This window comes from Marvinbryantia formatexigens DSM 14469 (genome assembly GCF_025148285.1).
GTDB classification, from domain to species: Bacteria; Bacillota; Clostridia; order Lachnospirales; family Lachnospiraceae; genus Marvinbryantia; species Marvinbryantia formatexigens.
Genome location: NZ_CP102268.1, coordinates 220,880 through 244,892, shown reverse-complemented (window position 1 = coordinate 244,892; position 24,013 = coordinate 220,880). Strand labels below are relative to the sequence as shown.

General features: G+C 49.6%; 18 protein-coding genes and 2 pseudogenes. 18 read left to right on the top strand and 2 right to left on the bottom strand.

Features of this window, described 5'->3' with window-relative positions:
• Window positions 1–45 precede the first annotated feature (45 nt).
• From NQ534_RS01200 to NQ534_RS01190, 3 genes and pseudogenes are all read left to right on the top strand, one after another.
• Window positions 46–1,767, top strand: coding sequence for an AAA family ATPase (locus NQ534_RS01200; RefSeq protein WP_006864046.1), 1,722 nt, complete (start codon window positions 46–48; stop codon window positions 1,765–1,767).
• A gap of 248 nt (window positions 1,768–2,015) precedes the next feature.
• Window positions 2,016–3,260 (top strand): annotated as a pseudogene (locus NQ534_RS01195) (AAA family ATPase); the annotation flags it as partial.
• Between the two features lie 71 nt (window positions 3,261–3,331).
• Window positions 3,332–5,035, top strand: coding sequence for an AAA family ATPase (locus NQ534_RS01190; RefSeq protein WP_006864044.1), 1,704 nt, complete (start codon window positions 3,332–3,334; stop codon window positions 5,033–5,035).
• A gap of 53 nt (window positions 5,036–5,088) precedes the next feature.
• Here NQ534_RS01190 and NQ534_RS01185 read toward each other — a convergent pair whose 3' ends face one another.
• A complete protein-coding gene (locus NQ534_RS01185; RefSeq protein ID WP_040785100.1) occupies window positions 5,089–5,955 on the bottom strand; it encodes a helix-turn-helix transcriptional regulator in 867 nt (288 codons plus the stop codon).
• Between the two features lie 209 nt (window positions 5,956–6,164).
• On the opposite strand from NQ534_RS01185, the gene kduI reads away from it, so the two are divergent.
• From kduI to glmS, 4 genes are all read left to right on the top strand, one after another.
• Window positions 6,165–7,028, top strand: a complete 864-nt coding sequence (gene kduI / locus NQ534_RS01180) for a 5-dehydro-4-deoxy-D-glucuronate isomerase (RefSeq protein WP_006864041.1) — start codon at window positions 6,165–6,167, stop codon at window positions 7,026–7,028.
• A gap of 48 nt (window positions 7,029–7,076) precedes the next feature.
• Window positions 7,077–7,877: a gluconate 5-dehydrogenase gene (locus tag NQ534_RS01175; protein ID WP_006864040.1), complete on the top strand. Its 801-nt coding sequence runs from the start codon at window positions 7,077–7,079 to the stop codon at window positions 7,875–7,877.
• Between the two features lie 229 nt (window positions 7,878–8,106).
• Entirely contained in the window at window positions 8,107–8,568 is a 462-nt protein-coding gene (tnpA, locus tag NQ534_RS01170; protein ID WP_006862666.1) for an IS200/IS605 family transposase, read from the top strand.
• Between the two features lie 357 nt (window positions 8,569–8,925).
• Entirely contained in the window at window positions 8,926–10,764 is a 1,839-nt protein-coding gene (gene glmS, locus NQ534_RS01165) for a glutamine--fructose-6-phosphate transaminase (isomerizing) (RefSeq protein WP_006864690.1), read from the top strand.
• Between the two features lie 128 nt (window positions 10,765–10,892).
• Here glmS and NQ534_RS01160 read toward each other — a convergent pair whose 3' ends face one another.
• Window positions 10,893–12,398, bottom strand: coding sequence for a nucleotide sugar dehydrogenase (locus NQ534_RS01160; RefSeq protein ID WP_040785732.1), 1,506 nt, complete (start codon window positions 12,396–12,398; stop codon window positions 10,893–10,895).
• Between the two features lie 298 nt (window positions 12,399–12,696).
• Between NQ534_RS01160 and NQ534_RS01155 the strand changes: the two genes are divergently transcribed.
• The 11 genes and pseudogenes from NQ534_RS01155 (at window position 12,697) to leuS (ending at window position 23,987) form a co-directional block, all read left to right on the top strand.
• Window positions 12,697–13,959 carry an IS110 family RNA-guided transposase gene (locus NQ534_RS01155; RefSeq protein WP_260042947.1) on the top strand — a complete coding sequence of 421 codons (1,263 nt, stop codon included), beginning with the start codon at window positions 12,697–12,699 and terminating at the stop codon, window positions 13,957–13,959.
• Window positions 13,960–14,356: 397 nt separating this feature from the next.
• Window positions 14,357–14,974, top strand: a complete 618-nt coding sequence (locus NQ534_RS01150; RefSeq protein WP_006860142.1) for a Gx transporter family protein — start codon at window positions 14,357–14,359, stop codon at window positions 14,972–14,974.
• Between the two features lie 144 nt (window positions 14,975–15,118).
• Complete coding sequence (gene rsxC, locus NQ534_RS01145) at window positions 15,119–16,444, top strand: electron transport complex subunit RsxC (RefSeq protein ID WP_040781481.1); 1,326 nt, start codon at window positions 15,119–15,121, stop codon at window positions 16,442–16,444.
• Between the two features lie 11 nt (window positions 16,445–16,455).
• A pseudogene (locus tag NQ534_RS21640) lies at window positions 16,456–17,376 on the top strand (RnfABCDGE type electron transport complex subunit D); the annotation flags it as partial.
• A gap of 72 nt (window positions 17,377–17,448) precedes the next feature.
• The gene (locus tag NQ534_RS21635; protein ID WP_416389149.1) at window positions 17,449–18,015 is read left to right on the top strand and encodes an RnfABCDGE type electron transport complex subunit G; all 567 of its coding nucleotides are present in this window, start codon (window positions 17,449–17,451) and stop codon (window positions 18,013–18,015) included.
• Between the two features lie 13 nt (window positions 18,016–18,028).
• Window positions 18,029–18,727 carry an electron transport complex subunit RsxE gene (gene rsxE, locus NQ534_RS01130; protein ID WP_143115870.1) on the top strand — a complete coding sequence of 233 codons (699 nt, stop codon included), beginning with the start codon at window positions 18,029–18,031 and terminating at the stop codon, window positions 18,725–18,727.
• A 3-nt stretch (window positions 18,728–18,730) separates the two neighbouring features.
• Window positions 18,731–19,306 carry an electron transport complex subunit RsxA gene (rsxA, locus tag NQ534_RS01125; protein ID WP_006860146.1) on the top strand — a complete coding sequence of 192 codons (576 nt, stop codon included), beginning with the start codon at window positions 18,731–18,733 and terminating at the stop codon, window positions 19,304–19,306.
• 12 nt (window positions 19,307–19,318) lie between these two features.
• Entirely contained in the window at window positions 19,319–20,119 is an 801-nt protein-coding gene (locus NQ534_RS01120; protein ID WP_006860147.1) for an RnfABCDGE type electron transport complex subunit B, read from the top strand.
• Window positions 20,120–21,109 carry an FAD:protein FMN transferase gene (locus NQ534_RS01115; RefSeq protein ID WP_006860148.1) on the top strand — a complete coding sequence of 330 codons (990 nt, stop codon included), beginning with the start codon at window positions 20,120–20,122 and terminating at the stop codon, window positions 21,107–21,109.
• A complete protein-coding gene (locus NQ534_RS01110; protein ID WP_006860149.1) occupies window positions 21,102–21,476 on the top strand; it encodes a NusG domain II-containing protein in 375 nt (124 codons plus the stop codon). Before NQ534_RS01115 ends, NQ534_RS01110 begins: the two co-directional genes overlap by 8 nt.
• Window positions 21,477–21,584: 108 nt before the next feature.
• Window positions 21,585–23,987, top strand: a complete 2,403-nt coding sequence (leuS, locus tag NQ534_RS01105; protein ID WP_040781633.1) for a leucine--tRNA ligase — start codon at window positions 21,585–21,587, stop codon at window positions 23,985–23,987.
• Window positions 23,988–24,013 lie beyond the last annotated feature (26 nt).

The following is a 24,013-nucleotide window of genomic DNA, read 5'->3' as shown; positions in this document are numbered from 1 at the left end:
GAGTGGACGAGCCTTAAACCACTTCGGAAAGGAGTGTGGGGACAGATGATAAAGAAGTTACCTGTTGGAGTGGAGTTTTTTGAAAAGTTTTCATCCGGAAACTATTATTATGTGGATAAAACCATGTTTATAGCGGAGCTTCTGCAGAATCTGGGTGAAGTTAATCTTTTTACCCGTCCACGCCGGTTCGGGAAGACCCTGACAATGGATATGCTGAAATGCTTCTTTGAAATTGGAACAGATGGGAAGCTGTTTGATGGTCTGAAAATTTCACAGGAGACAGATCTGTGTAAAGAATACATGGGGAGGTTCCCTGTGATTTCGATAACGCTGAAGAGCGTTGACGGGAGAGATTTTAAAGAGGCGTGTTCGGCATTGCGTTCTGTAATCGGAATGGAGGCTATGAGATTTCAATTCCTTCTTGAAAGTGATAAATTATCAGAAAAAGAACATGAGATGTACCTTCAACTTATAGATGTAGGAAATTCGCAGGATGCAGTGTTTACAATGACGGATGCAGTTATGCTGACAAGTTTAAAAGTCCTTTCTTTGCTCTTGTCAAAGCACTACGGGAAAAAGGTAATTCTTCTGATTGACGAATACGATGTGCCGCTTGATAAGGCATTTCAGAGTGGATATTATGATGAAATGGTGACGCTTATCAGGAACCTTTTTGGAAATGCTCTAAAGACGAATCCCGACCTCGAATTTGCGGTTATTACCGGTTGCCTGCGCATCTCGAAGGAGAGCATTTTCACTGGTCTTAATAACCTTAACGTCATGACAATTACGGATGAGTATTTTAATGACAGCTTTGGCTTTACAGAGGATGAAGTGAGGGAACTTCTGGAATATTATGGCAGGGAAGAAGCCATCGACACCATGCGCGACTGGTATGACGGGTACCGGTTTGGCGGGGTATCCATTTACTGCCCGTGGGATGTCATCAAATACACACAGGCCCTCCGCAGGAACAGGAAGGCGTTTCCAGACAACTATTGGGCGAACACCAGCGGGAATGACATGGTCCGGCGCTTTATTGACAAAGCTGACCAGACTACAAGGGACGAAATTGAACAGTTGATTGCCGGGGGGAGTATCCGGAAAACTGTTTCGCAGGAATTAACGTACAGAGATTTGGACAGCAGTATTGAAAACCTGTGGAGCGTCCTGCTGATGACGGGTTATCTGACGGTCACGGAAAACATTTCCGCAAAAGAATATATGCTTTCCATACCAAATGCGGAAATCAACGATTTGTTCATTACCCAGGTGAAGGAATGGTTCAAAGCCACATCCAGGGCTGACCTGTCAAGGATTGAAAAATTCTGTGCGGCGTTTCCATGCGGTGATGTAAAGTTGATCGGAGATATGCTTCACGATTACCTTTGGGGTTCGATCAGTGTGCGCGATACCGCCGTCAGAAAGGACATGAAGGAGAACTTTCACCCGGAGGGCGTGCCTGCGGTATATCACGGCATGGTCTTAGGATTGTTACAAAGCCGCAGCGACTGGCTGATCCGCTCAAATGCGGAGCTTGGAAATGGTTACAGCGATATTGTGATTTGTACGCCGGACAGGATTGGTATTGTGATTGAGCTGAAATATGCGGACGATGGCAATCTTGGGAAGGGGTGTGCAGAGGCATTGAAGCAGATTGAGGGCAGGAAATATGCTGTTGGTCTGGGACAGCGAAGAATGGACAAAATCATAAAATACGGCATGGCTTTCTGCGGGAAAGAATGCATGGTAGTCATGGCTGAATGAGCTAAAACCTGTGTTTTACAGTTTTGAAGTAAAAAAGCAATAAAATAAATGCTTAAAAGTAAGCGCTTAATTTTCAGCCGTTAACAGAAAAATACCCGACTACTATTCAGTAGCCGGAGCACCTTGACAGTAAACGTCCAATGGGTGTTATCAACTTGCTATTTGACCGACTAAATGGTAAAATCAATGTATAACAGGTGAGTTGTAGCTTTCTGTAAGGAACAGCTCCAGAAAGGAGTCTGAACCGCATGGGAAGATTTGTTAATCTTGATAACAGCGCGTTTCAAGTTGCTTTGAATTCCAGAATATATGTGGACAAGACCGGTCTGCTTAAGTATACAAACAGTGTATTGGACACGATGGAAGGGTATATTTGCAACAGCCGTCCGCGTAGATTCGGAAAATCATATGCTGCTAATATGCTTGCAGCTTATTACAGCAAAGGCGCAGAATCAGAGCAGATGTTTACGGGGCTGGAAATAAGCAAAGACCCTGAATTCAAAAAGCATCTTAATAAGTATGATGTGATTCATATCGATGTCCAGTGGTTTCTTGCAAACTGCGAAGACGTAAATAGTATTGTTCAATTTATAACCAATGCTGTGTTGGATGAACTGCGGGATATTCATCCTTCGACCTTGCCGCAGAATGTTTCATTTTTGTCTGACGGATTTTTACGGATACGGGAGAAAACTGGACAGAAGTTTATCATTATCATAGATGAGTGGGATGTTTTGATTAGAGATGAGGCCATGAATAAAAAGGTTCAGGATGAGTATCTGAACTTTCTTCGTGGAATGTTTAAAGGGACGGAACCGACAAAATACATTCAGCTGGCATATTTGACTGGTATTTTACCTTTTAGGAAAGATAAGTCACAATCAGCTGTAAATAACCTCAGGCATTATTCGATGCTGAGCGCAGGACCCCTTGCACCTTATATTGGCTTTACAGAGGACGAAGTAAAAAAACTCTGTGAAGAATATAATCGGGATTTTGATGAGGTAAAGCGCTGGTACGATGGATATGTTGTTGGAAAGTTTCATGTGTATAATCCAAATGCAGTTGTTCAACTGATGACGAATGAAGAATTTCAAAGTTACTGGTCGGGTACGGCGTCATATGAAGCTATTGTTCCTCTGATAAACATGAACTACGATGGCTTAAAGAGTGCCATTATAGAAATGTTATCGGGTGACCAGGTGAAAATTGATGTCACTTCGTTCCAGAATGATACAGTCCACTTTGCCAATCGGGACGATGTCATTACATATCTGATACATCTTGGTTATTTGGCATACGATCAAAAAGAGCAGGCTGCTTTTGTCCCAAATGAAGAGATTCGCCAGGAATTGATTCGGGCAACCAGACGGAAAAAGTGGGATGAACTTATACGGCTGCAGAAAGAGTCTGAGGATCTCCTGGATGCAACTCTGAATATGGAAAATGAGACTGTTGCGAACCAAATAGAAAAGATTCATGATCGGTATTTACCCATGAACTGAAAGTGATTAAATTCTGATCAAAGGAAGTCTTGCGTAGCTTGGAAAGGAGCGTGCAGTGTATGGCAGAGCTAAAAATGTTGCCTGTTGGACTTGAGGATTTTCAAGAGATTCGAAGCAATGGGTTTTACTATGTAGATAAAACAAAGCTGATTGAGCAGCTTCTTGAAAATTGGAGCAAGGTAAACCTTTTTACAAGACCACGCCGATTTGGGAAAACATTAAACATGAGCATGCTTAAGAGCTTTTTTGAAATCGGAATGGACACGGCACTGTTTGATGACCTATTTATTTCTGACAACAAAGAGTTGTGCGAAAAGTACATGGGAAAATATCCCGTGATATTTCTTTCACTGAAAGGTATAGATGGATTAACATTTGAAGCTGCAAAGTATCGCCTGACGGAATTGATTGGGGTTGAAGCAGAGCGATTTGCTTTTTTGTCCGAGAGCAGGAAACTGACAGATAACGATCGAAAGAAATATTATGCGATTACAAATCTGGTTAATGGAAAGTATTCAATGGATGAGGATATTCTGATATCCAGCCTGCAGACATTATCGCAGCTTCTGTACCGGCACTATGGCCAGAAAGTGATTGTTCTGATAGACGAGTATGATGTGCCGCTGGATAAAGCGTTCCAGCATGGTTATTATCAGGAAATGGTGTCATTGATTCGAGGATTGTTTGGTCAGGCATTGAAAACAAACAGTTTTTTGCAGTTTGCTGTTTTGACGGGATGTCTTCGTGTTTCAAAAGAGAGTATTTTTACGGGACTGAATAACTTTAAGGTTTATGCTGCGGATGATGTTCGCTATGATGAAGAATTTGGCTTTACGAATGAAGAGATTAAAAAAATGCTGGCAGATTACAATTTGCAGGAACATTTCCCCGAAATCAGGGAATGGTACGATGGTTACCGTTTCGGAAATGCTGATATTTATTGTCCGTGGGATGTAATCAATTATGTGGATGACCTGGTGAGTAATCCGAAAGCACAGCCAAAGGCTTACTGGATCAACAGCAGCGGGAATGATCTCGTAAAACGTTTTATTGATAAGGCAGATACGACCACAAAAGAAGAAATGGAAGAGTTGATTTTAGGAAAATCCATTGAAAAGAGAATCTGTTTGGATCTGACTTATGACGAAATTGATACTGGCATTGACAATATGTGGAGTGTGTTGTTTATGACCGGGTATCTGACGCAGACCGGAAATAATGAAAATGGATTGTACAAACTGACCATTCCGAATAAAGAAGTCCGTGAGGTATTCGTCCTTCAGATTCGAGAATGGTTTGACCGGGTGGTGGCCAATAACAGGGCATCTACAGAGAAAATTAACCGTGGATTTCTTGAAGGAAAAGTAGAGGATATCCAGAAAGAACTGACAATGTTTCTTGGTGAAACAATCAGTGTTCTGGATACAAAGGCAAGGAACGAGGAAAAGGAAAACTTTTATCATGGTATTTTGATTGGCATCCTGAAAAGTAATTCTGCCTGGGCTGTGAAATCAAACAGGGAGGCGGGAGATGGATTTGCGGATATTCTGGTAAAGCCGAAAGAACCGGATGCAGGAATCATCATCGAACTGAAGTATGCCAGATCTATTGATGAACTGGATAAAGCGTGTGAACGAGCGCTTGAGCAGATCAAGGAACGCAGATATGACGAAGAACTCCGTGAAGATGGGCGGAATGATATTCTTGCATATGGGATTGCATTTTGTAAAAAGCGTTGTAAGGTTGTAGTGGAAAAACGATAAACACAGCAGGTGCGCACTCGTAATCGGGGTGAAATGGTCCGGAAAGAAAGGCATCAGGTAAAACTGGCGTATTTTTTCGGTGAAATCCCCACCGCTTTTGTAAATGCCTTCAGAAAATTACTGTAATCGTTAAAGCCGCAGAGCTCTGCCGTTTCGCTTACGGTATGTCCTTCCATCAGAAGCGATTTTGCCAGGGTGATGCGCTTTGCGGTGATGTATTTGTTGATGGTCGTACCGGTGGTTGATTTAAAAATGCGGCACAGGTAGGACGGGCTGAGGAAAAAGTGCTCTGCCAGCGTTTCGATTGCAAGAGGCTGCCCGATGTTCTGGTGGATGTAGGCGAGAATCTGGTCCACCTGCGCGTGGTAGCCCTCCGGCTTTTCCGGTTCTTTTGACGCGGCGTTCTGCCCGGCATAGCGGGAAAAGCAGTGATTTAAATAGACCATAAGCTCCAGAAAGACCGCTTTTTCCAGCAGATCAGAGCCGTACCCCTGGATGGAGGACAGCTTGTGGACATAGTAGCGGAAGCGTTTCTGCTCTTCGTCGGAGAGAGAGATTTTGTGTCCCAGATTTTCCGGACGGCAGGAAAAACAATAGTTTAAATCTGTTTCGGGCGTGCTTAACTCCTTCAGATAATCCGGGTAGATGGAAAACACGATGCGTTCGTGCACCTGGCTGTCAATCTGGGTGAGATGGTGGCTCTCGTACTGATTGATAAAAAACAGGTCGCCGGGCTGTATGGTGTAAAAGCGGTTGTCAATGAGAAACTGGCGGCCGCCGGAAATAGAAAAATACAGCTCGTAGCTGTTGTGGATATGCATTTTCATTGGCTTTTCGTCGCTGTACAGGTGCGCAAGGGCAAAGGAATGGCTGGTGCTGCACGCATTGATGGCATCCTGGCAGGAAGTAAATACCTTCAAAAAATCATCCTCCTCTTTTCGTTTTTTCTTCTGATTCCAGTATAGTAGATTTGTTCAGGATTTGCAAGATTTAAGATAAATGAACACAGGAAATGGAATTATGGATATGATATAATACAGTTACATCATGAGCCGGGAGATAAATAGATACCGGGGCATATTTGACGGATAACTTATAATCAACCAGGAGAAAAGGGAGGAAAAGTAATATGGAACTGAGAACTGCAGTATCACCGAGAGATGTAAAAAACTATACGACAGAGCGTCTGCGTGAGGAATTTCTGATTCAGAATCTGTTTATGCCGGAGGAAATCAAGCTGGTTTACAGTCACATAGACCGCATCATTACCGGAGGCGTGATGCCGGTGGAGCAGACTCTGGAGCTGAAGGCGGGCGAGGAGCTGCGCGCAGAGTATTTCCTGCAGAGAAGAGAGATGGGCGTAATCAATATCGGAGGCGCCGGTGAGATTACGATAGACGGAAAGGTTTATGAGGTGGCGCACAAGGAAGCCATGTACATCGGAATGGGCGCGCGCGATATTTCCTTTGCAAGCAGGGAAGCATCATGTCCGGCGAAGTTTTATCTGAACAGCGTTCCGGCGCATCACACCTATCCGACGGTGCTGATCAAGCCGGAGGGAGAGCCGGAGGAAGGCGTTGTAATCGTGAAAAAGGAAAATAAGGTGGAGCTGGGATGTCTGGAGCAGTCCAATCACCGGACCATCTGCAAATACATCCTGCCGGGACAGGTGGAGAGCTGTCAGCTGGAAATGGGCATGACGAAGCTGGAGCCGGGCAGTGTCTGGAACACAATGCCCTGCCACACACATGACCGTAGAATGGAGGTTTATCTGTACTTCGATATTCCGGAGGATGCTTTTGTTATGCATTATATGGGAGAGCCGACGGAGACGCGCCATATCGTAATGCGCAATGAGGAAGCGGTGATTTCGCCGAGCTGGTCCATTCATGCGGGCAGCGGTTCCCAGGCATATACCTTTATCTGGGGTATGGCGGGAGAAAATCAGGACTTTGACGACATGGACGGCGTTGACAACCGCGATCTGAGATAGTGCTTCCGGGAAGCGCCGGGAGAACAGAGAAGTAAGGAGGTTTTACGGATGGATATTCAGAAAAGCTTTTCCCTGGAAGGAAAGGTAGCGCTGGTGACAGGCGCCGCATACGGCATCGGATTTGCGATGGCGGAGGCGCTGGCGCAGGCGGGGGCAAGGATTGCATTTAACTGCCGCAGTCAGGAGCATATGGACAAGGCGCTTGCCGCTTATGCGGAAAAGGGAATAGAAGTAAAAGGCTATATCTGTGATGTGACGGACGAGGCGCAGGTGACACAGATGGTGGCTGACATAGAAAAGGAGCTTGGCGTGATTGATATTCTGGTAAATAATGCCGGGATTATCAAGCGGATTCCCATGCACGAGATGAGCGCGGAGGAATTCCGCCAGGTGGTGGACATCGATTTAAACGCGCCGTTTATTGTAGCGAAGGCGGTTATTCCGGGAATGATGAAAAAGGGGCACGGAAAGATTATCAACGTCTGCTCCATGATGAGCGAGCTTGGCCGCGAGACCGTATCGGCGTATGCGGCTGCCAAGGGCGGTCTGAAAATGCTTACCAGAAACATCGCGTCGGAGTATGGACAGTACAACATCCAGTGCAACGGAATCGGACCGGGCTATATCGCGACGCCGCAGACGGCGCCGCTGCGTGAAAAGCAGCCGGATGGCTCGCAGCATCCGTTTGACAAATTTATTGTCGGCAAGACGCCGGCGGCACGCTGGGGAACGCCGGAGGACCTTATGGGACCGACCGTATTCCTGGCATCGGAAGCGTCAGATTTTGTAAACGGTCATATTTTGTACGTGGATGGCGGTATTCTGGCGTATATCGGCAAGCAGCCGTAAGCGCGCGGCGGACGTTTTAAAGCCATTTGCTTTACTGATTCAGCGGGGCGGAGAAAATCCGGTCCGCTGTTTTTGTTTATGCGGGGCATCGACCCTGTTGAGTGCGCAAAGCGCACGAAATATCAACCACCCGCTATGCGGGTGCGCGGTGATTGTTATACAAAGAAATCACCTTTACGCCTATAATAGAGGTGTCCAAGCCACTATATAGAAAGGAAAGGTGATTTCAATGGCGAAGAAAGCCAACTCACTTGCACATACAAAGTGGATGTGTAAGTATCATATCGTCTTCACACCAAAGTATAGACGAAAAATGATTTACAATCAATACAAAGAAGACCTAAGAGATATTATAAAACAACTTTGTAATTATAAAGGTGTTGAAATAATAGAAGGTCATCTTATGCCAGACCATATTCATATGCTGGTAAGTATTCCGCCCAAAATAAGTGTATCAAGTTTCATGGGATATTTGAAAGGGAAAAGTGCCCTAATGATGTTTGACCGCCACGCAAATCTGAAATATAAATTTGGGAACAGACATTTTTGGGCAGAAGGATACTATGTCAGCACAGTAGGTCTCAATGAGGACACCATAAAGAAGTACATTCAGGAGCAAGAGAGAGCGGATATTATGATGGATAAATTGAGCGTGAAAGAATATGAGGACCCCTTTAGGGGTAGTCGGTAATACAAACGCCCCTTGAAGGGGCAGCGACGAGTGAAAAGCAAAGTGGCTTGAACGAAGTGAGAGCCAGCGCCTTGAGACGCGGGCCTAGTAACAAAGGCTTATAGCCGAAGCGCGAGCCACCCGTTAGACGGGTGGCAGCGACTGCCATGCATACGACGAAAATGCCCAGAGGACTTTTTTTGTTACCATGCATTCAAAGGGTGCTGCCAGTGGTCCAGAAAATAGATAGTGCAAATCCGGATAGCCTGTGCTATAATTATGAGCGGTTCATGATGCCTTCAGTAATCCGGGATAAATATTCCGGAACCCGGCATCATATATAAAAACAGACTGAATATAGGAATATAGGAGAATACTATGTGTGGAATCGTAGGATTTACCGGCGCCCGTCAGGCGGCGCCTATATTACTGGATGGACTTGCAAAGCTGGAGTACCGCGGTTATGACTCTGCCGGCATGGCGGTGCGGGACGGCGACGGAAAGATTGAGGTCGTAAAGGCGAAGGGCAGGCTGTCCGCACTTGCCGAAAAAACGAACAACGGGCAGAGCCTTGCAGGTACCTGCGGCATCGGGCATACCCGCTGGGCAACGCACGGGGAGCCGTCCGAGGACAACGCGCATCCGCATTGCAGCGACGATGGAAATGTGGTTGCCGTGCACAATGGCATTATCGAAAACTATCAGGAGCTGAAGGATAAGTTGCTGAGAAAGGGCTATCAGTTTTATTCCTCCACGGACACAGAGGTGGCGGTAAAGCTGATTGATTATTACTATAAAAAATATCTGGGGACGCCGGTGGACGCGATTAACCACGCGATGGTCCGTATCCGCGGCTCTTACGCGCTTGCCGTTATGTTTATGGCGTATCCGGGCGAAATTTATGTGGCGCGAAAAGACAGCCCGATGATTCTGGGAATTGAGGATGGCGAGTCTTATCTGGCGTCCGATGTGCCCGCGATTCTGAAATATACGAGAAACGTATACTATATCGGTAATATGGAAATCGGCAGGCTGGAAAAGGGCAGAGTAACCTTCTACAATCTGGACGGTGATGAAATAGAGAAAGAGCTGACGGAAATCGAGTGGGACGCGGAGGCTGCGGAGAAAGCGGGCTTTGAGCACTTCATGATGAAGGAGATTCACGAGCAGCCGAAGGCTGTCGAGGATACTATCCGCTCTGTGGTGAAGGACGGCACCATTGATTTCTCCGGCGTCGGTATGACAGAGGAGGATATGAGAGGTATCCGTCAGATTTATATTGTGGCGTGCGGTTCGGCGTATCATGTCGGCGTGGCGGCGCAGTATGTAATTGAGGATATGGCGAAGATTCCGGTGCGCGTCGAGCTTGCGTCCGAGTTCCGCTACCGTCATCCGCTGCTGGATCCGGAGGGGCTGGTCGTGGTCATCAGCCAGTCCGGCGAGACGGCGGACAGTCTGGCGGCGCTGCGCGAGGCAAAAAGCCGCGGGATAAAGACGCTTGGCATCGTAAATGTGGTCGGTTCCTCGATTGCCCGCGAGGCGGATAACGTGTTCTATACGCTTGCGGGACCGGAGATTGCCGTTGCGACCACAAAGGCGTACAGCACGCAGCTTATTGCGTGTTATGCGCTGGCGGTGCAGCTTGCGAAGGTGCGCGGAGAGATAGACGACAGTCAGTATGCGTACTATGTTGCGGAGCTGGAGACGCTGCCGGAGAAAATGCAGCGGATTATCGGGGATAAGGAGCGTATCCAGTGGTTTGCGGCAAAGCAGGCGGCGGCAAAGGATATTTTCTTTATCGGCAGAGGTATCGATTATGCGATTTCTCTGGAAGGCAGTCTGAAAATGAAGGAAATCAGCTACATCCATTCCGAGGCGTATGCGGCGGGTGAATTAAAGCACGGGACGATTTCCCTTATCGAGAACGGAACGCTGGTAATCGGCGTCCTGACGCAGCAGGAGCTGTACGAAAAAACAGTCAGCAATATGGTGGAATGCAAGAGCCGCGGCGCTTATCTGATGGGGCTGACGACATACGGCAATTATAATATCGAGGATACCGCGGATTTCGTGGTCTATGTTCCGAAGACTGACCCGCATTTTGCCACCTCGCTGGCGGTGATTCCGTTGCAGCTGATGGGCTATTATGTGTCGGTCGCAAAGGGACTGGATGTAGATAAGCCAAGAAACCTGGCAAAGAGCGTAACTGTAGAGTAAAAAGAAATCCTGGCTTATGAAATAGAATCCGTCGGTGGGGATACCCGCCGACGGATTCTTTATAGCCTGCATACTTTGCATTTCGCCGACGGATTCTTTAGGTCCGGAAGCATTCTGCTGCCTGGCGTTTAATCGCGGCGGAAAAGGTCTCTGGTATAAACCTTCTCAGCGACGTCATCCAGACAACTGTCATAGCGGTTTGCGATGATACTGTCGCTCATTTTTTTGAATTTCTTCAAATCATTCACAATCAGAGAGCCGAAAAAGGTGGTTCCGTCCTTCAGGGTCGGCTCGTAAATAATAACGGAGGCGCCCTTTGCCTTGATGCGTTTCATAACGCCCTGGATAGAGGACTGGCGGAAGTTATCGGAGTTGCTCTTCATGGTGAGGCGGTAGACGCCGACCACGACTTTTTTCTCGTTCGTCAGATTATAGGTATTGGCGTTTGCGTAGTCGTAATAGCCTGCCATCCGCAGCACCTGGTCGGCAATAAAATCCTTCCGGGTGCGGTTGCTCTCCACGATGGCGCTCATCATATTCTGCGGCACATCGGCGTAATTCGCGAGAAGCTGCTTCGTATCCTTCGGGAGGCAGTAACCGCCGTAGCCGAAGGAGGGATTGTTGTAGTGCGCGCCAATGCGGGGGTCGAGGCAGACGCCGTCGATGATATCTCTGGTGCTCAGCCCCTTCATTTCCGCGTAGGTATCCAGCTCGTTAAAATAGGAGACGCGCAGCGCCAGATAGGTATTGGCGAAAAGTTTGACAGCCTCCGCCTCCGTAAAGCCCATGAACAGGGTGGGGATGTCCTTTTTGATGGCGCCCTCCTGCAGAAGCCGGGCAAAGGTGTGGGACGCCTTCACCAGCCGTTCATCGGAGGAATCGGTGGATACAATGATGCGGGAAGGATAGAGATTGTCATACAGCGCTTTGGATTCCCGCAAAAATTCCGGGCTGAATATAATATTTGCAGTGTGGTATTTCTGCCGCACAGATTCAGTATAGCCCACCGGGATGGTACTTTTGATGACCATAATCGCCGCAGGATTTACACTTAGAACCAGTTCTATCACTGCCTCCACCGCGGAGGTGTCAAAATGATTCTGTACACTGTCGTAGTTTGTCGGGGCCGCAATAATGACAAAATCGGCGTCGCGGTAGGCGGCTTCGCCATCCAGTGTGGCAGTCAGGTCCAGCTCCTTTTCTGCAAGATATTTTTCAATATATTCGTCCTGGATGGGCGATTGGCGCCGGTTGATCAGCTCCACCTTTTCCGGAAGGATATCCACGGCGGTCACATGATTGTGCTGCGCAAGCAGCGTGGCGACAGAAAGTCCGACATAGCCGGTGCCGGCGACAGCGATATTCAGCGGCTGGTGCTCCGGGGCGGAGGAGGTTTCCTCTGCGGAAGCAGCGGTTTCGGTAGCTTCGGTAAAAAGCTCCGCCGGCTCAAAGCCCAGTATCTCACCCAGCTTTTCAAGCTGCGGGATGGACGGAAGGTAATTCTGCTTTTCCAGACGACTGAGCATTGCCCGGTTGATGCCGGTAAGCTCGGCAAGCTGCTGCTGGGTGAGTGATTTTTCTTTCCGCAGGCGGGCGGTCGTTTCCGCCAGAAGCGGCAGGGATAATTTCTTCATAAAAATCTCCATTCCGCCGCCTTTCAGTTGGCGGCACAAATAGTAATGAAAGTCTTCCAATTCCCCACGTTGCTGATAAAATAATTGTTAAAGAAGCTATACTACAAAGCACGGGGAGGTAAGTTGTAAAGGCTTTCTTCCGTTTTAGACAGCATAAAAATCAGTGTAAGTTTCATCTTTCAAGCACAAATAAGTGGCTCTGTCAGACCGTACAGTAAGAATTGTTTTAACTTCTCTGTTAAATGTGTGGTGGAACAGTCAATGGCTTCTTTATCTCATTCTGAAAGGAGTTCTGACCATGAAAGTTGTTTACCAAACCTGCTGTGGCGTCGATGTTCACAAATCTTTTCTCGTTGCCACAATCATCAAAACCTCTTCCGGTATAGAACCTTCTTATCAAAAGAAGCGTTTCTCTACCTTCAACAATTCTATCCTGCAATTCAAAGACTGGCTTATGAAAAACCAGTGCCGGGATGTCTGCATGGAATCTACCGGTAAATACTGGATTCCTGTATTCAACCTTTTGGAGGATGAAATTAATGTCACCATTGCCAATCCCAAATGGGTAAAAGCGGTCAAAGGCAATAAGGATGATACAAAAGATTCCAGGTGGATTGGGGATTTGTTCCGATTAGGTCTGGTTCCAGGAAGCTATATCCCCTGTAAACCAATCCGTATCCTGCGTGAATTTACAAGATACCGTTACAAACTGACCTCCTGCCGTACCAGTGAAAAGAACAGATACCAGAATGCGCTTACTGTCTGTAATGTCGCATTAGATTCGGTTGTTTCCGATATCTTTGGGAAATCAGCTGCATCTGTTATTGATTACCTGATCGGGCAATCCGACAATTCCATCAACCACGAAGAAATAGCCTCCAGACTCCTCCGTTCCCTAAAGAAGAAGTCTGACAGTGTCATTGAATCCATCGAAGGGTACCAGATGACTGACTCCCAAAAATACCGTATGCGCCTCGTCCGCGCACATCTGGATTATATCACATCCACGATAAATGATATAGACACTATGCTTGATTCTTTGGTTGCTCCTTATGAAAATGCTGTCCAGTTACTGTGTACCATTCCGGGTGTTGACCGTAACAGTGCAGTCACTGTTATCTCCGAGACTGGTACCGATATGGCTCCGTTTTCCAGTTCCAAACGCTTATGCTGCTGGGCGGGATTAACTCCCGGAAGCAATGAATCTGCTGGTAAGAAGAAGTCTGTCAGAATAACACGTGCCGGTGTTTACCTCAAACCTGCATTGGTGCAAGTCGCCCATGCAGCCGTAAAATCTGATAAATCTCCTTACTACAAACAGAAGTATGAACGCATTAGGAAGCGCCGTGGTAAAAAACGTGCCATCATTGCTATCGCCCGGATGATTCTTACCGCTGTCTACCAGATTTTGTCTACAGGCGAAGCGTGGAACCCGACCGACCTATACAAGATTGATATGCCTGAACCTCTAAAAGAAAAACAGAAGGAAAAGGCGATCAGGCAGGCTAAGAAACTACTTATCAGCGAAGGGATAATTTCCGAATCGCAATTAGCTTCTTAACACTTTATCTCAATACATTTTTTCAATGGCTGCCATAAGACAGCTTATTAAAGTGCGCCATTTATCGGCTGTCCTCTACTTTCTTTCACAGTAACTCCTTTCTAAAATAAATGTTATTTTAAATAACAAAATGCACGAAATAATGCGGGAAAAGTACCTGGAATCATAGTAGCAGAAACAACGCAGAAATGCAAGCAGAAAAAGCTTTCCGGACAAAAGAAAAATGTTATTTTAAATAACAAACATTAAAAGGCTCATAGAAGATTCTTTTTGCGTTCTTACTTTACTGGGAAGCTTTTTTATGATACATTAAAAAACAGGATGTCGGAAATGATCCGGCAGGGAAATCTGTAAAGCCGCGGTATGTACAAAGCAGTGGCATGAGAAAAGGAAGGCTATGAAGGAAAGACGGACAGAAAAAGCGGATAAAGGGAAAGATGGCGCGCAGGAGAGCACAGGATGGGAAGACGTACAAAAGAAGCAGGGAGAGAACGCGCGTGATGGCGGGCAGAAAATGCAGACAGCGGGAGAGCGCGCTGCCATGTACGGCGTTCTTGTGGCGCTCGCCATGATTTTCAGTTACGTAGAAACCCTGATACCCATCCCGATGGGGATTCCGGGCGTGAAGCCGGGGCTTGCCAATCTGGTAGTTTTTGCCGCTCTGTACAGAATGTGCCCGGCGGATGCCTTTGTGATTTCAATGGTGCGAATCCTGCTGGTGGGCATGACATTCGGCAATGAGTTTGCGATGCTTTATAGCTTTGCGGGCGGAATGTTAAGTTTTCTGGTGATGTGGTTTGCAAAGAAAAAGGAGTGGCTTGGCATGACGGGGGTCAGCATTGCCGGAGGCATCGCGCACAATATCGGGCAGCTTCTTGTCGCCGCAGCAGTTCTGGAGAGCATGGCGGTGTTTACTTATCTGCCGGTGCTTCTGCTGGCGGGCACCGTTATGGGGGCGTTTATCGGGCTGCTGGGAGCGCAGGTGATAAAGCGTCTGCCTGGGAAAGTTTGGTAAAAAATTAACAAAAAATCCTCCTTATATAAGGGGATTTTTGTGTTTTTTGGGAGAAACATAACAGATTCATGTTGAAAAATGGACGCAAAAAGTTTACTATATATACATAATGGCATTTGCAATTTAGAAAAAGGAGAAGAAAGTATGAAGTTAGCAACTTTTAAGGGAGGAGTTCACCCGGACGACGGGAAGCGGTTTACAAAAGATAAACCGGTTCAGACCTATCTTCCGAAAGGCGAGCTGGTATTCCCGCTTTCGCAGCACATCGGGGCGCCGGCAAAGCCGGTCGTCAAAAAGAAGGACACGGTGCTGATGGGGCAGCTGATTGCGGAGGCTGGCGGCTTTGTGTCCGCCAATATTGTCAGCTCTGTTTCCGGTACGGTGAAGGCGATTGAGCCGCGCATCACGGTTTCCGGCGCGAAGGTAGATGCGATTGTAATTGAAAACGACGGCAATTATACGCCGGTGGAGGGACTCGGACAGTACCGCGATTACACGAAAATGTCGAAGCAGGAGATTCTGGACGCCATCAGGGAAGCCGGGATCGTCGGGCTGGGCGGTGCCGGGTTTCCGACGCATGTAAAGCTGATGCCGAAGAATCCGGACGCGATCGACCATATTATCGTAAACGGCGCGGAGTGCGAGCCGTATCTGACGAGCGACTACCGCATGATGATTGAAAATCCGGAGCAGATCGTCGGCGGGCTGAAGGTGATGCTGCAGCTTTTCGATAACGCAAAGGGCGTGATCGCCGTGGAGGCGAACAAGCCGACGGGAATCAAAAATCTGCAGGAGCTTGTAAAGAATGAGCCGCGGATCGAAGTGGTTCCGCTGAAAACAAAGTACCCGCAGGGCGCGGAGCGCAACCTGATTTATGCAGTGACGGGCAGAAAAATTAATTCCACAAAGCTTCCGGCGGACGCCGGCTGTATCGTGGACAACGTGGATACCGTAATTGCCATACATATGGCGGTTTGTGAAAAAACGCCGCTGATGCGCAGAATTGTGACGGTGACCGGAAGCGGCATCAACGAGCCGAAGAATTATAATGTCAAAATCGGAACCTGCTTTGCGGAGCTTGCGGAAGCCTCCGGCGGGCTGAAAGAGGGCGTAAAGAAAGTGATTGCCGGCGGACCGATGATGGGAATGTCGATTCCCTCCCTGGATGTGCCGATTGTAAAGACCTCCTCCGCGCTCACCTGTCTGATGCAGGATGATGTGGAGCGCTTTGAGGAGACGGCGTGCATCCGCTGCGGACGCTGCGTGCAGGTATGTCCCTCGAACATCGTTCCGCAGAAGCTGATTGAAGCGGCGATGAAATACGACTCCGCGGCATTTGTGGCGCTGAACGGGATGGAGTGCTGCGAATGCGGCTGCTGCACCTATGCCTGTCCGGCAAGAAGACCGCTGACACAGGCGTTCCGCCAGATGCGCCAGCAGGTGACGGCGGAGAGAAGAAAGAAAGGATAGGAGGGATTGCTGTGAACGGCTTTTTAAATGTGTCATCATCGCCTCATGTAAGGGGCGCTGAGTCCACAAAAAGTATTATGTACAATGTTGCGCTTGCCCTGCTTCCTGCTACGGCATTCGGTGTTTACCGCTTCGGGCTTTATGCGCTGGCGATAGTGGCAGTGTCAGTTGCATTTGCGCTGCTTTCAGAATATGTTTTCCAGAAGCTTGCCGGTCAGAAGGTGACGGTATCGGACGGCAGTGCGCTGGTAACCGGGCTTTTGCTCGGACTGAACCTTCCGCCGACGGTTCCCTTATGGATTCCGGCGCTCGGAAGTATTTTTGCCGTTATATTTGTAAAACAGTTTTTCGGCGGCATCGGCCAGAACTTTATGAACCCGGCGCTTGGTGCGCGCTGCTTTTTGCTCATTTCCTTTACGGGAATCATGAGCGACTACGCGGTGGACGGCATTTCCGGGGCAACGCCGCTGGCGGCGCTCGCAGAGGGGCAGCAGGTGAACCTTGCGCAGCTCTTTATCGGCTTTACCGGCGGCTGTATCGGTGAGATTTCCACGCTGGCGATATTAATCGGCGGTATTTATCTGCTGCTGAAAAAAATCATCACCTGGGAAATTCCGGTGTGTTATCTGGTATCCTTTGCAATTTTTGAGCTGATTTTCGGCAAGGGCAGCGGAATTACCTTCGTGCTCGCGCAGCTCTGCAGCGGCGGTCTGATGCTCGGCGCATTTTTCATGGCGACGGATTATGTGACAAGCCCGATTACGAAAAAGGGAAAGATTGTCTACGGCATCCTGCTCGGCGTTCTGACCGGTGTCCTGCGTACCTTTGGCGCGCTTCCGGAGGGCGTTTCCTATGCGATCATCATCAGTAACCTTCTGGTTCCGCTGATTGAGAAGGTGACGATGCCGACGGCGTTTGGCTATGAAAACGGCGCGCTGGAGGGAAAGAAGGGCTTTTCGTTTGCAGCCTATAAATCCGCCTTTACGCTGTGCGGCATCACGCTGGTGGCGGGGCTGGCGCTCGGCGGCATCTATCAGCTCACGAAGGGACCGATTGAGAAGGCGGAGCTGGCGGCGCAGGCGGAGGCTTATGCGGCGGTATGTCCGGGCGCGGAGAGCTTTGATGTGGATGAAACGCTGGAGGCGGCGATTGCTTCGCTTACAGCGGAGGACGGCACGGTGGCGGACGGTCAGTTCGGCGGCATCGTATATGAGAGCGCTTACGCGGCGCTGGACGGAAGCGGAAACCGGACCGGTTGCGTGGTGAATGTGACCAGCAAGGAAGGCTTCGGCGGCGATATTACCATCAGCCTTGGCTTTGATGAGGAAGGAACCATCACCGGCATGGAATTTCTGACGATTAACGAGACGGCGGGTCTTGGTATGCGCGCGGAGGAGGAGAGCTTCCGCAGCCAGTTTGTCGGCGATAATGTCGAAGCGTTTGAGCTGACAAAGGACGCGGCGTCATCCGATGACCAGATTCAGGCGCTCAGCGGTGCGACAATTACCTCGAACGCTGTGACAAATGCCGTAAATGCTGCACTGTATCTTGTAAACAGTGCGGCGCAGTAAGGAGGTGTGGGAAGTGAATCCGTACAAAGAACGTATATTAAATGGTATTATAAAAGAAAACCCGACCTTTATCCTGGTGCTCGGCATGTGTCCGACACTGGCGGTCACGACCTCCGCCATCAACGGCGTCGGCATGGGACTGTCCACGATGGCGGTTCTGATACTGTCGAACATGATTATTTCGCTTCTGCGGAATATCATTCCGGACCAGGTGCGCATACCCGGCTATATTGTCGTTATCGCATCCCTGGTTACCGTTGTGGAGCTGATACTGAAGGCGTATATTCCGGCGCTGTATGATGCGCTCGGACTGTACATCCCGCTGATTGTGGTAAACTGCATCATTCTGGGGCGTGCGGAGGCGTATGCTTCCAAATCCACACCGCTTCTGGCGGCGTGCGACGGTCTGGGAATGGGACTTGGTTTTACGATCGCACTGACACTGATCGGTATTTTCCGTGAGCTGATCGGCGCCGGAACCTTTTTCGGTATGCATGTTATGCCGGAGAGTTATCAGCCGGTGGCGATTTTTGTCTCCGCTCCCGGCGCGTTTATCGTGCTTGGCGCGCTGATTGCGGTGCTGAACGGTCTGCATATCCAGAACAACGGCAACAAGAAGGTGGAGGGCTGCGCGGGCGACTGCTGCAGCTGTGGAAAAGCTGCCTGCTCAGACAGAAAAGAAGAGCAGAAGATGGAAAGCCAGGGGGTGTAGAGAATGTCGGAAATGGTTCTATTGTTAGTTGGCGCGGCTCTGGTAAATAACGTTGTGCTCAGTCAGTTTTACGGTCTGTGTCCGTTCCTCGGCGTGTCGAAGCAGGTAAAGACGGCGGCGAGCATGGGCGTGGCGGTTATTTTCGTTATTACCATCGCATCGGCGGTGGCGAGCCTCATCTATGATTTTGTGCTGACGCCGCTGGATCTGCAGTTTCTGCAGACTATCGTGTTTATTCTGGTAATAGCGGGACTGGTACAGTTTGTGGAAATGTTTCTGAAAAAGTCCAGCCCGGCGCTTTACCAGGCGCTCGGCGTATACCTTCCGCTGATTACCACAAACTGTGCGGTGCTCGGCGTGGCGCTGACGAATGTGCAGAAGGAATACGATTTTGTACATAGCGTGGTAAACGGAATCGGCACATCCGTCGGTTTTACGATTGCGATTGTGATTATGGCGGGTATCCGCGAGAGAATGGAAAATAATAATATCATCGGACCGTTAAAGGGAATGCCGATCGTGCTGTTTACCGCGGCGCTGATGGCGATTGCCTTCAACGGATTCTCCGGGCTGATTTAAGGAGGAAGGAACATGAGTATAACAGCGATTCTTCTGACAGCTCTGGTTGTCGGCGCGGTGGGTATCATTGTGGGTCTCCTTCTGGTAACTGCCGGGGAAAAGTTTAAGGTGGAAGTGGATGAAAAAGAGGTTGCTATCCGTGCGGAGCTTCCGGGAAACAACTGCGGAGGCTGCGGTTTTCCGGGCTGCGACGGTCTGGCTGCCGCTATCGCAAAGGGCGAGGCGCCGGCGAACGGATGTCCGGTGGGCGGCGCTCCCGTTGCGGCGAAAATCAGCGCCCTGCTTGGCGAGGAGGCTTCCGACGTAAAGCGGAAGGTGGCGTTTGTGCGCTGCTCCGGAGACTGCGATACAGCGCTGGAAAAATGTAACTACGTCGGGATCAAAGACTGCCGCGCGGCGGCGGTGGTTCCGGGAAGAGGTGCGAAGCACTGCGTAAAGGGCTGCAAGGGCTTCGGCTCCTGCGTGAGCGTCTGTAAGTTTGACGCCATTCATGTGGTAAACGGCATCGCCGTGGTGGACAGCAGCAAATGCATGGGCTGCGGAAAATGCGCCGCTACCTGTCCGAACGGGCTGATTGTGATGATTCCGGAGGATGCGCAGTATGTTGTACGGTGCAATTCCCAGGATAAGGGCAAGGCGGTAAAGGAAGCCTGCTCGGCGGGCTGCATCGGCTGTACGCTCTGCACGAAGCAGTGCGAGTTCGGGGCAATCACGATGAACGGAAACGTGGCGGTTATCGACCAGGAAAAATGTCAGGCATGCGGAAAATGTGCGGAGAAATGTCCGTCAAAGATTATCCGCAAGAGGGCTTAAATGAAAGGAAAACGTATTTTACCGGCAGTTCTGGCAGCCGCGCTGTGCCCTCTGGCAGGGTGCGGCGCGCAGCCGGAGCCGGAACAGTTTGAGCAGACAGCACTTTATTTTGATACGGTAGTTACCATCAGCTTTTACGCCGGGGAGAACGGGGAGGAGCTGATGGAGCACTGCATGGATATGTGCGCGCAGTTTGAGCATATTTTCAGCCGGACAGACAGCGAAAGCGAGCTGTATGCCGTGAATCACCGCACGGAGAACCGGGTGGAGGTTTCGGACGGCATTGCAGAGCTGGTGACAGTCGGTCTGGAATACTATGAAAAATCCGGCGGAAAGTTTGATATTACCATTGCGCCGCTCTCGGACATCTGGGATTTTAAGAGTGAGGATGCCGCTGTGCCGGATGCGGAAGTGATTGCGGAGGCGACGGCGAAGGTGGACGCTTCAAAGGTTCACGTGGAGGGAAACACACTCGTTTTTGACAGCCCGGATACCATGCTCGACCTGGGCGCGCTGGCGAAGGGCTATGCGGCGGACGCCCTCAAGGAATACCTGACGGGAGAGGGCGTGACGAGCGGTCTGATTAATCTGGGCGGGAATGTGCTGACGATTGGCAGCAGACCGGACGGCAGCGAATGGAACATCGGCATCCAGAAGCCGTTCGGGGAATACAGCGAGACGGCGTCTGTTATAAAGGTGGCGGATAAGACGGTGGTATCCTCCGGAATTTATGAGCGTTATTTTGAACAGGACGGAAAGCTGTATCATCATATTCTTGACCCGGACACCGGCTATCCGGTGGAGAGTGACATAGAAGGGATTTCCATCATCTGCGATTCCTCGCTGACGGGAGACGCGCTCAGTACTACCTGTCTGGCGCTCGGTCCGGAGCAGGCGGAGGAGCTGATTCGTCAGACAGAGGGAGCAGAGGCAGTTATCATACTGAAAAACGGCGAAGTGCGCTATACGGACGAGGGGCTGAATGAATAAAAGAAAAAATACGGTAATTTTTGTGTCGGTTGTGCTGGTAATCGCGTTCGCGGGAATCCTGGCGCAGGAGACGCTGCTGAAAGAAGAGGGCGGCTACGCGGTAATCTCCTCCGGCGGGGAGGAGGCGGCGCGGCTGCCTCTCTCAGAAAATACAGAGCTTGTCATCGGCGACGAAGAGCAGGGCTATAACCGCATCGTCGTGGAGGATGGTGCCATCTCTGTGACAGAGGCGGACTGCCCGGATAAGGTCTGCGTGCGGGAAGGAAAAATCAGCCGCACCGGGGAATTTATTGCCTGCCTGCCGCATGAGCTGATTATCACGATAGAGGGAGGCGGCGGGGAGACGATCGATGCGTTTGCCCGGTAAAAAGAATATTGTAGAATGGAAAAAAATGTGCTATGATGAGGTCTGATGGTTTTACTGCCGGTGGAATACGGAGCAGTCTGTCAGAATTTATATGAGCGGAGAATGATTATGCGACACGAATTTAGAAAAATTGAGCCGAAATGGCAGAAAAAATGGGATGAGGCAGGAATTTTTCATGCAGTAGATAATGGAGACAAGCCGAAATTTTACGGACTGGTAGAATTTCCTTATCCGAGCGGAGCTGGAATGCATGTGGGACACATCAAGGCATACTCCAGTCTGGAGGTTATTTCCAGAAAGCGCCGCATGGAGGGATACAATGTGCTGTTTCCCATCGGATTTGATGCGTTTGGTCTTCCGACGGAGAACTATGCGATTAAGACGGGGCAGCATCCGCGGAAAATTACGGATGATAATATTGTAAAATTTACGAATCAGTTAAAGAGAGTCGGATTTTCCTTCGACTGGGACAGAGTGATTGACACGACGGAGGAAGATTACTACAAATGGACGCAGTGGATCTTCCTGAAGATGTTTGAGAACGGGCTGGTGTTTCGCGACACGGCGCTGGTAAATTACTGCCCGTCCTGCAAGGTGGTGCTCTCCAACGAGGACAGCCAGGGCGGAAAATGCGATATCTGCCACAGCGATATTGTACAGAAATCCAAAACGGTGTGGTACTTAAGAATCACAAAATATGCGGATAAGCTTCTGGAAGGACTGGATACGGTGGATTATCTTCCGAACATCCGCCAGCAGCAGATTAACTGGATTGGAAAATCGACCGGGGCATTCGTTGACTTTAAGCTTTCCGGAAAAGACGACAGCTTCCGGATTTACACGACGCGTCCGGATACGCTGTTCGGCGTTACCTTCATGGTTATTGCGCCGGAGCATCCGATGATTGACAAATATGCGTCGGAGATTAAAAATATGGATGCCATTGAGGCGTACCGTGAGAACTGTGCGAAGAAAACAGAGTTTGAGCGCACGCAGCTTGTGAAGGAGAAGACCGGTGTGCGCATCGAGGGGCTGACAGCCTCCCATCCGCTTACCGGAAAAGAGGTGCCGATTTACATTGCCGATTACGTTATGATGGGCTATGGAACCGGTGCGATTATGGCGGTGCCGGCGCATGACGAGCGCGACTATGAGTTTGCTAAAAAATTCGGCATCGATATTATCCAGGTTATTGAGGGCGGCAACATTGAGGAGGCAGCCTACGCCGGTGACGGAAAGATGATTAATTCGGATTTCCTCAACGGCTATACAAACAAAAAGGATTCCATTGCCCGCATGATTAAAGAGCTGGAGAAGCTCGGCGTCGGAGAAGCGGGTGTGCAGTATAAGATGAAGGACTGGGCGTTCAACCGTCAGAGATACTGGGGCGAGCCGATTCCGATCGTTCACTGCCCGCACTGCGGCGTGGTTCCGGTGCCTTATGAGGAGTTGCCGCTGCGTCTGCCGAAGGTGGAAAACTTTGAGCCGGGGCAGGAGGGCGAGTCTCCGCTGGCGCGGATTGATTCCTTTGTAAACTGCAAGTGCCCGAAGTGCGGATGCGACGCGAAGCGGGAGACCGATACGATGCCGCAGTGGGCAGGGTCCTCCTGGTATTTCCTGCGCTATATTGACCCGCACAACGATCAGGCGCTCGCGGACCCGGAGAAGCTGAAATACTGGATGCCGGTCGACTGGTACAACGGCGGTATGGAGCATGTTACCAGACATATGATTTATTCCCGTTTCTGGCATCACTTCCTGTATGATATCGGCGTGGTGAATACGCCGGAGCCGTATGCAAAACGGACGGCGCAGGGGCTGATTCTCGGACCGGACGGCGATAAGATGAGCAAATCCAAGGGAAATGTGGTCGACCCGCTGGATGTAGTAGAAGAGTACGGCGCAGACGTGCTGCGCACCTATGTGTTGTTTATGGGTGATTACGGCGCGGCGACACCGTGGAGTGAAAATTCGGTGAAGGGCTGTAAGCGTTTCCTGGAGCGTGTGGCTGCGCTTACCGACATGGTTTCGGGCGAGGGCGTGACGCCGGAGCTGGAGAGCGCTTTCCATAAGACAATCAAAAAGGTGTCGAATGATCTGGAGGAGACGAAGTTCAACACGGCGATCGCGGCGCTGATGGGACTGGTAAATGATATTTATGCGAAGGGCTCCCTCACAAAGGATGAGCTTGTCACGCTGATTAAGCTGCTCTGCCCGATTGCTCCGCATATCTGTGAGGAAATCTGGGAGAGTCTCGGCGGGGAAGGCTTCCTTTCGCTGGCGTCCTGGCCGCAGTACGAGGAGAGCAAGACCATCGACGCGATGGTGGAGGTCGGCGTACAGATTAACGGTAAGGTGCGCGGAGCGGTAGCGCTTCCGGCAGGCTGCGAGAAGGACGAGGCAATCCGTCTGGTACTTGAAGATGGCAGAATCCATTCCCTTGTAGATGGAAAGACCATTGTAAAGCAGATTTATGTACCGAATAAGATTGTTAATCTGGTAGTGAAATAAAAAAGAGAATTTTCCGGACGGGATAT

What these genes read in the sequence shown, in the direction of transcription:
- NQ534_RS01200 (WP_006864046.1), top strand. Translation starts at nt 46, where the DNA reads ATGATAAAGAAGTTACCTGTTGGAGTGGAGTTTTTTGAAAAGTTTTCA.
- NQ534_RS01190 (WP_006864044.1), top strand. Translation starts at nt 3,332, where the DNA reads ATGGCAGAGCTAAAAATGTTGCCTGTTGGACTTGAGGATTTTCAAGAG.
- kduI (WP_006864041.1), top strand. Translation starts at nt 6,165, where the DNA reads ATGGAACTGAGAACTGCAGTATCACCGAGAGATGTAAAAAACTATACG.
- NQ534_RS01175 (WP_006864040.1), top strand. Translation starts at nt 7,077, where the DNA reads ATGGATATTCAGAAAAGCTTTTCCCTGGAAGGAAAGGTAGCGCTGGTG.
- tnpA (WP_006862666.1), top strand. Translation starts at nt 8,107, where the DNA reads ATGGCGAAGAAAGCCAACTCACTTGCACATACAAAGTGGATGTGTAAG.
- glmS (WP_006864690.1), top strand. Translation starts at nt 8,926, where the DNA reads ATGTGTGGAATCGTAGGATTTACCGGCGCCCGTCAGGCGGCGCCTATA.
- NQ534_RS01160 (WP_040785732.1), bottom strand. Translation starts at nt 12,398, where the DNA reads ATGAAGAAATTATCCCTGCCGCTTCTGGCGGAAACGACCGCCCGCCTG.
- NQ534_RS01155 (WP_260042947.1), top strand. Translation starts at nt 12,697, where the DNA reads ATGAAAGTTGTTTACCAAACCTGCTGTGGCGTCGATGTTCACAAATCT.
- NQ534_RS01150 (WP_006860142.1), top strand. Translation starts at nt 14,357, where the DNA reads ATGAAGGAAAGACGGACAGAAAAAGCGGATAAAGGGAAAGATGGCGCG.
- rsxC (WP_040781481.1), top strand. Translation starts at nt 15,119, where the DNA reads ATGAAGTTAGCAACTTTTAAGGGAGGAGTTCACCCGGACGACGGGAAG.
- rsxA (WP_006860146.1), top strand. Translation starts at nt 18,731, where the DNA reads ATGTCGGAAATGGTTCTATTGTTAGTTGGCGCGGCTCTGGTAAATAAC.
- NQ534_RS01120 (WP_006860147.1), top strand. Translation starts at nt 19,319, where the DNA reads ATGAGTATAACAGCGATTCTTCTGACAGCTCTGGTTGTCGGCGCGGTG.
- NQ534_RS01115 (WP_006860148.1), top strand. Translation starts at nt 20,120, where the DNA reads ATGAAAGGAAAACGTATTTTACCGGCAGTTCTGGCAGCCGCGCTGTGC.
- NQ534_RS01110 (WP_006860149.1), top strand. Translation starts at nt 21,102, where the DNA reads ATGAATAAAAGAAAAAATACGGTAATTTTTGTGTCGGTTGTGCTGGTA.
- leuS (WP_040781633.1), top strand. Translation starts at nt 21,585, where the DNA reads ATGCGACACGAATTTAGAAAAATTGAGCCGAAATGGCAGAAAAAATGG.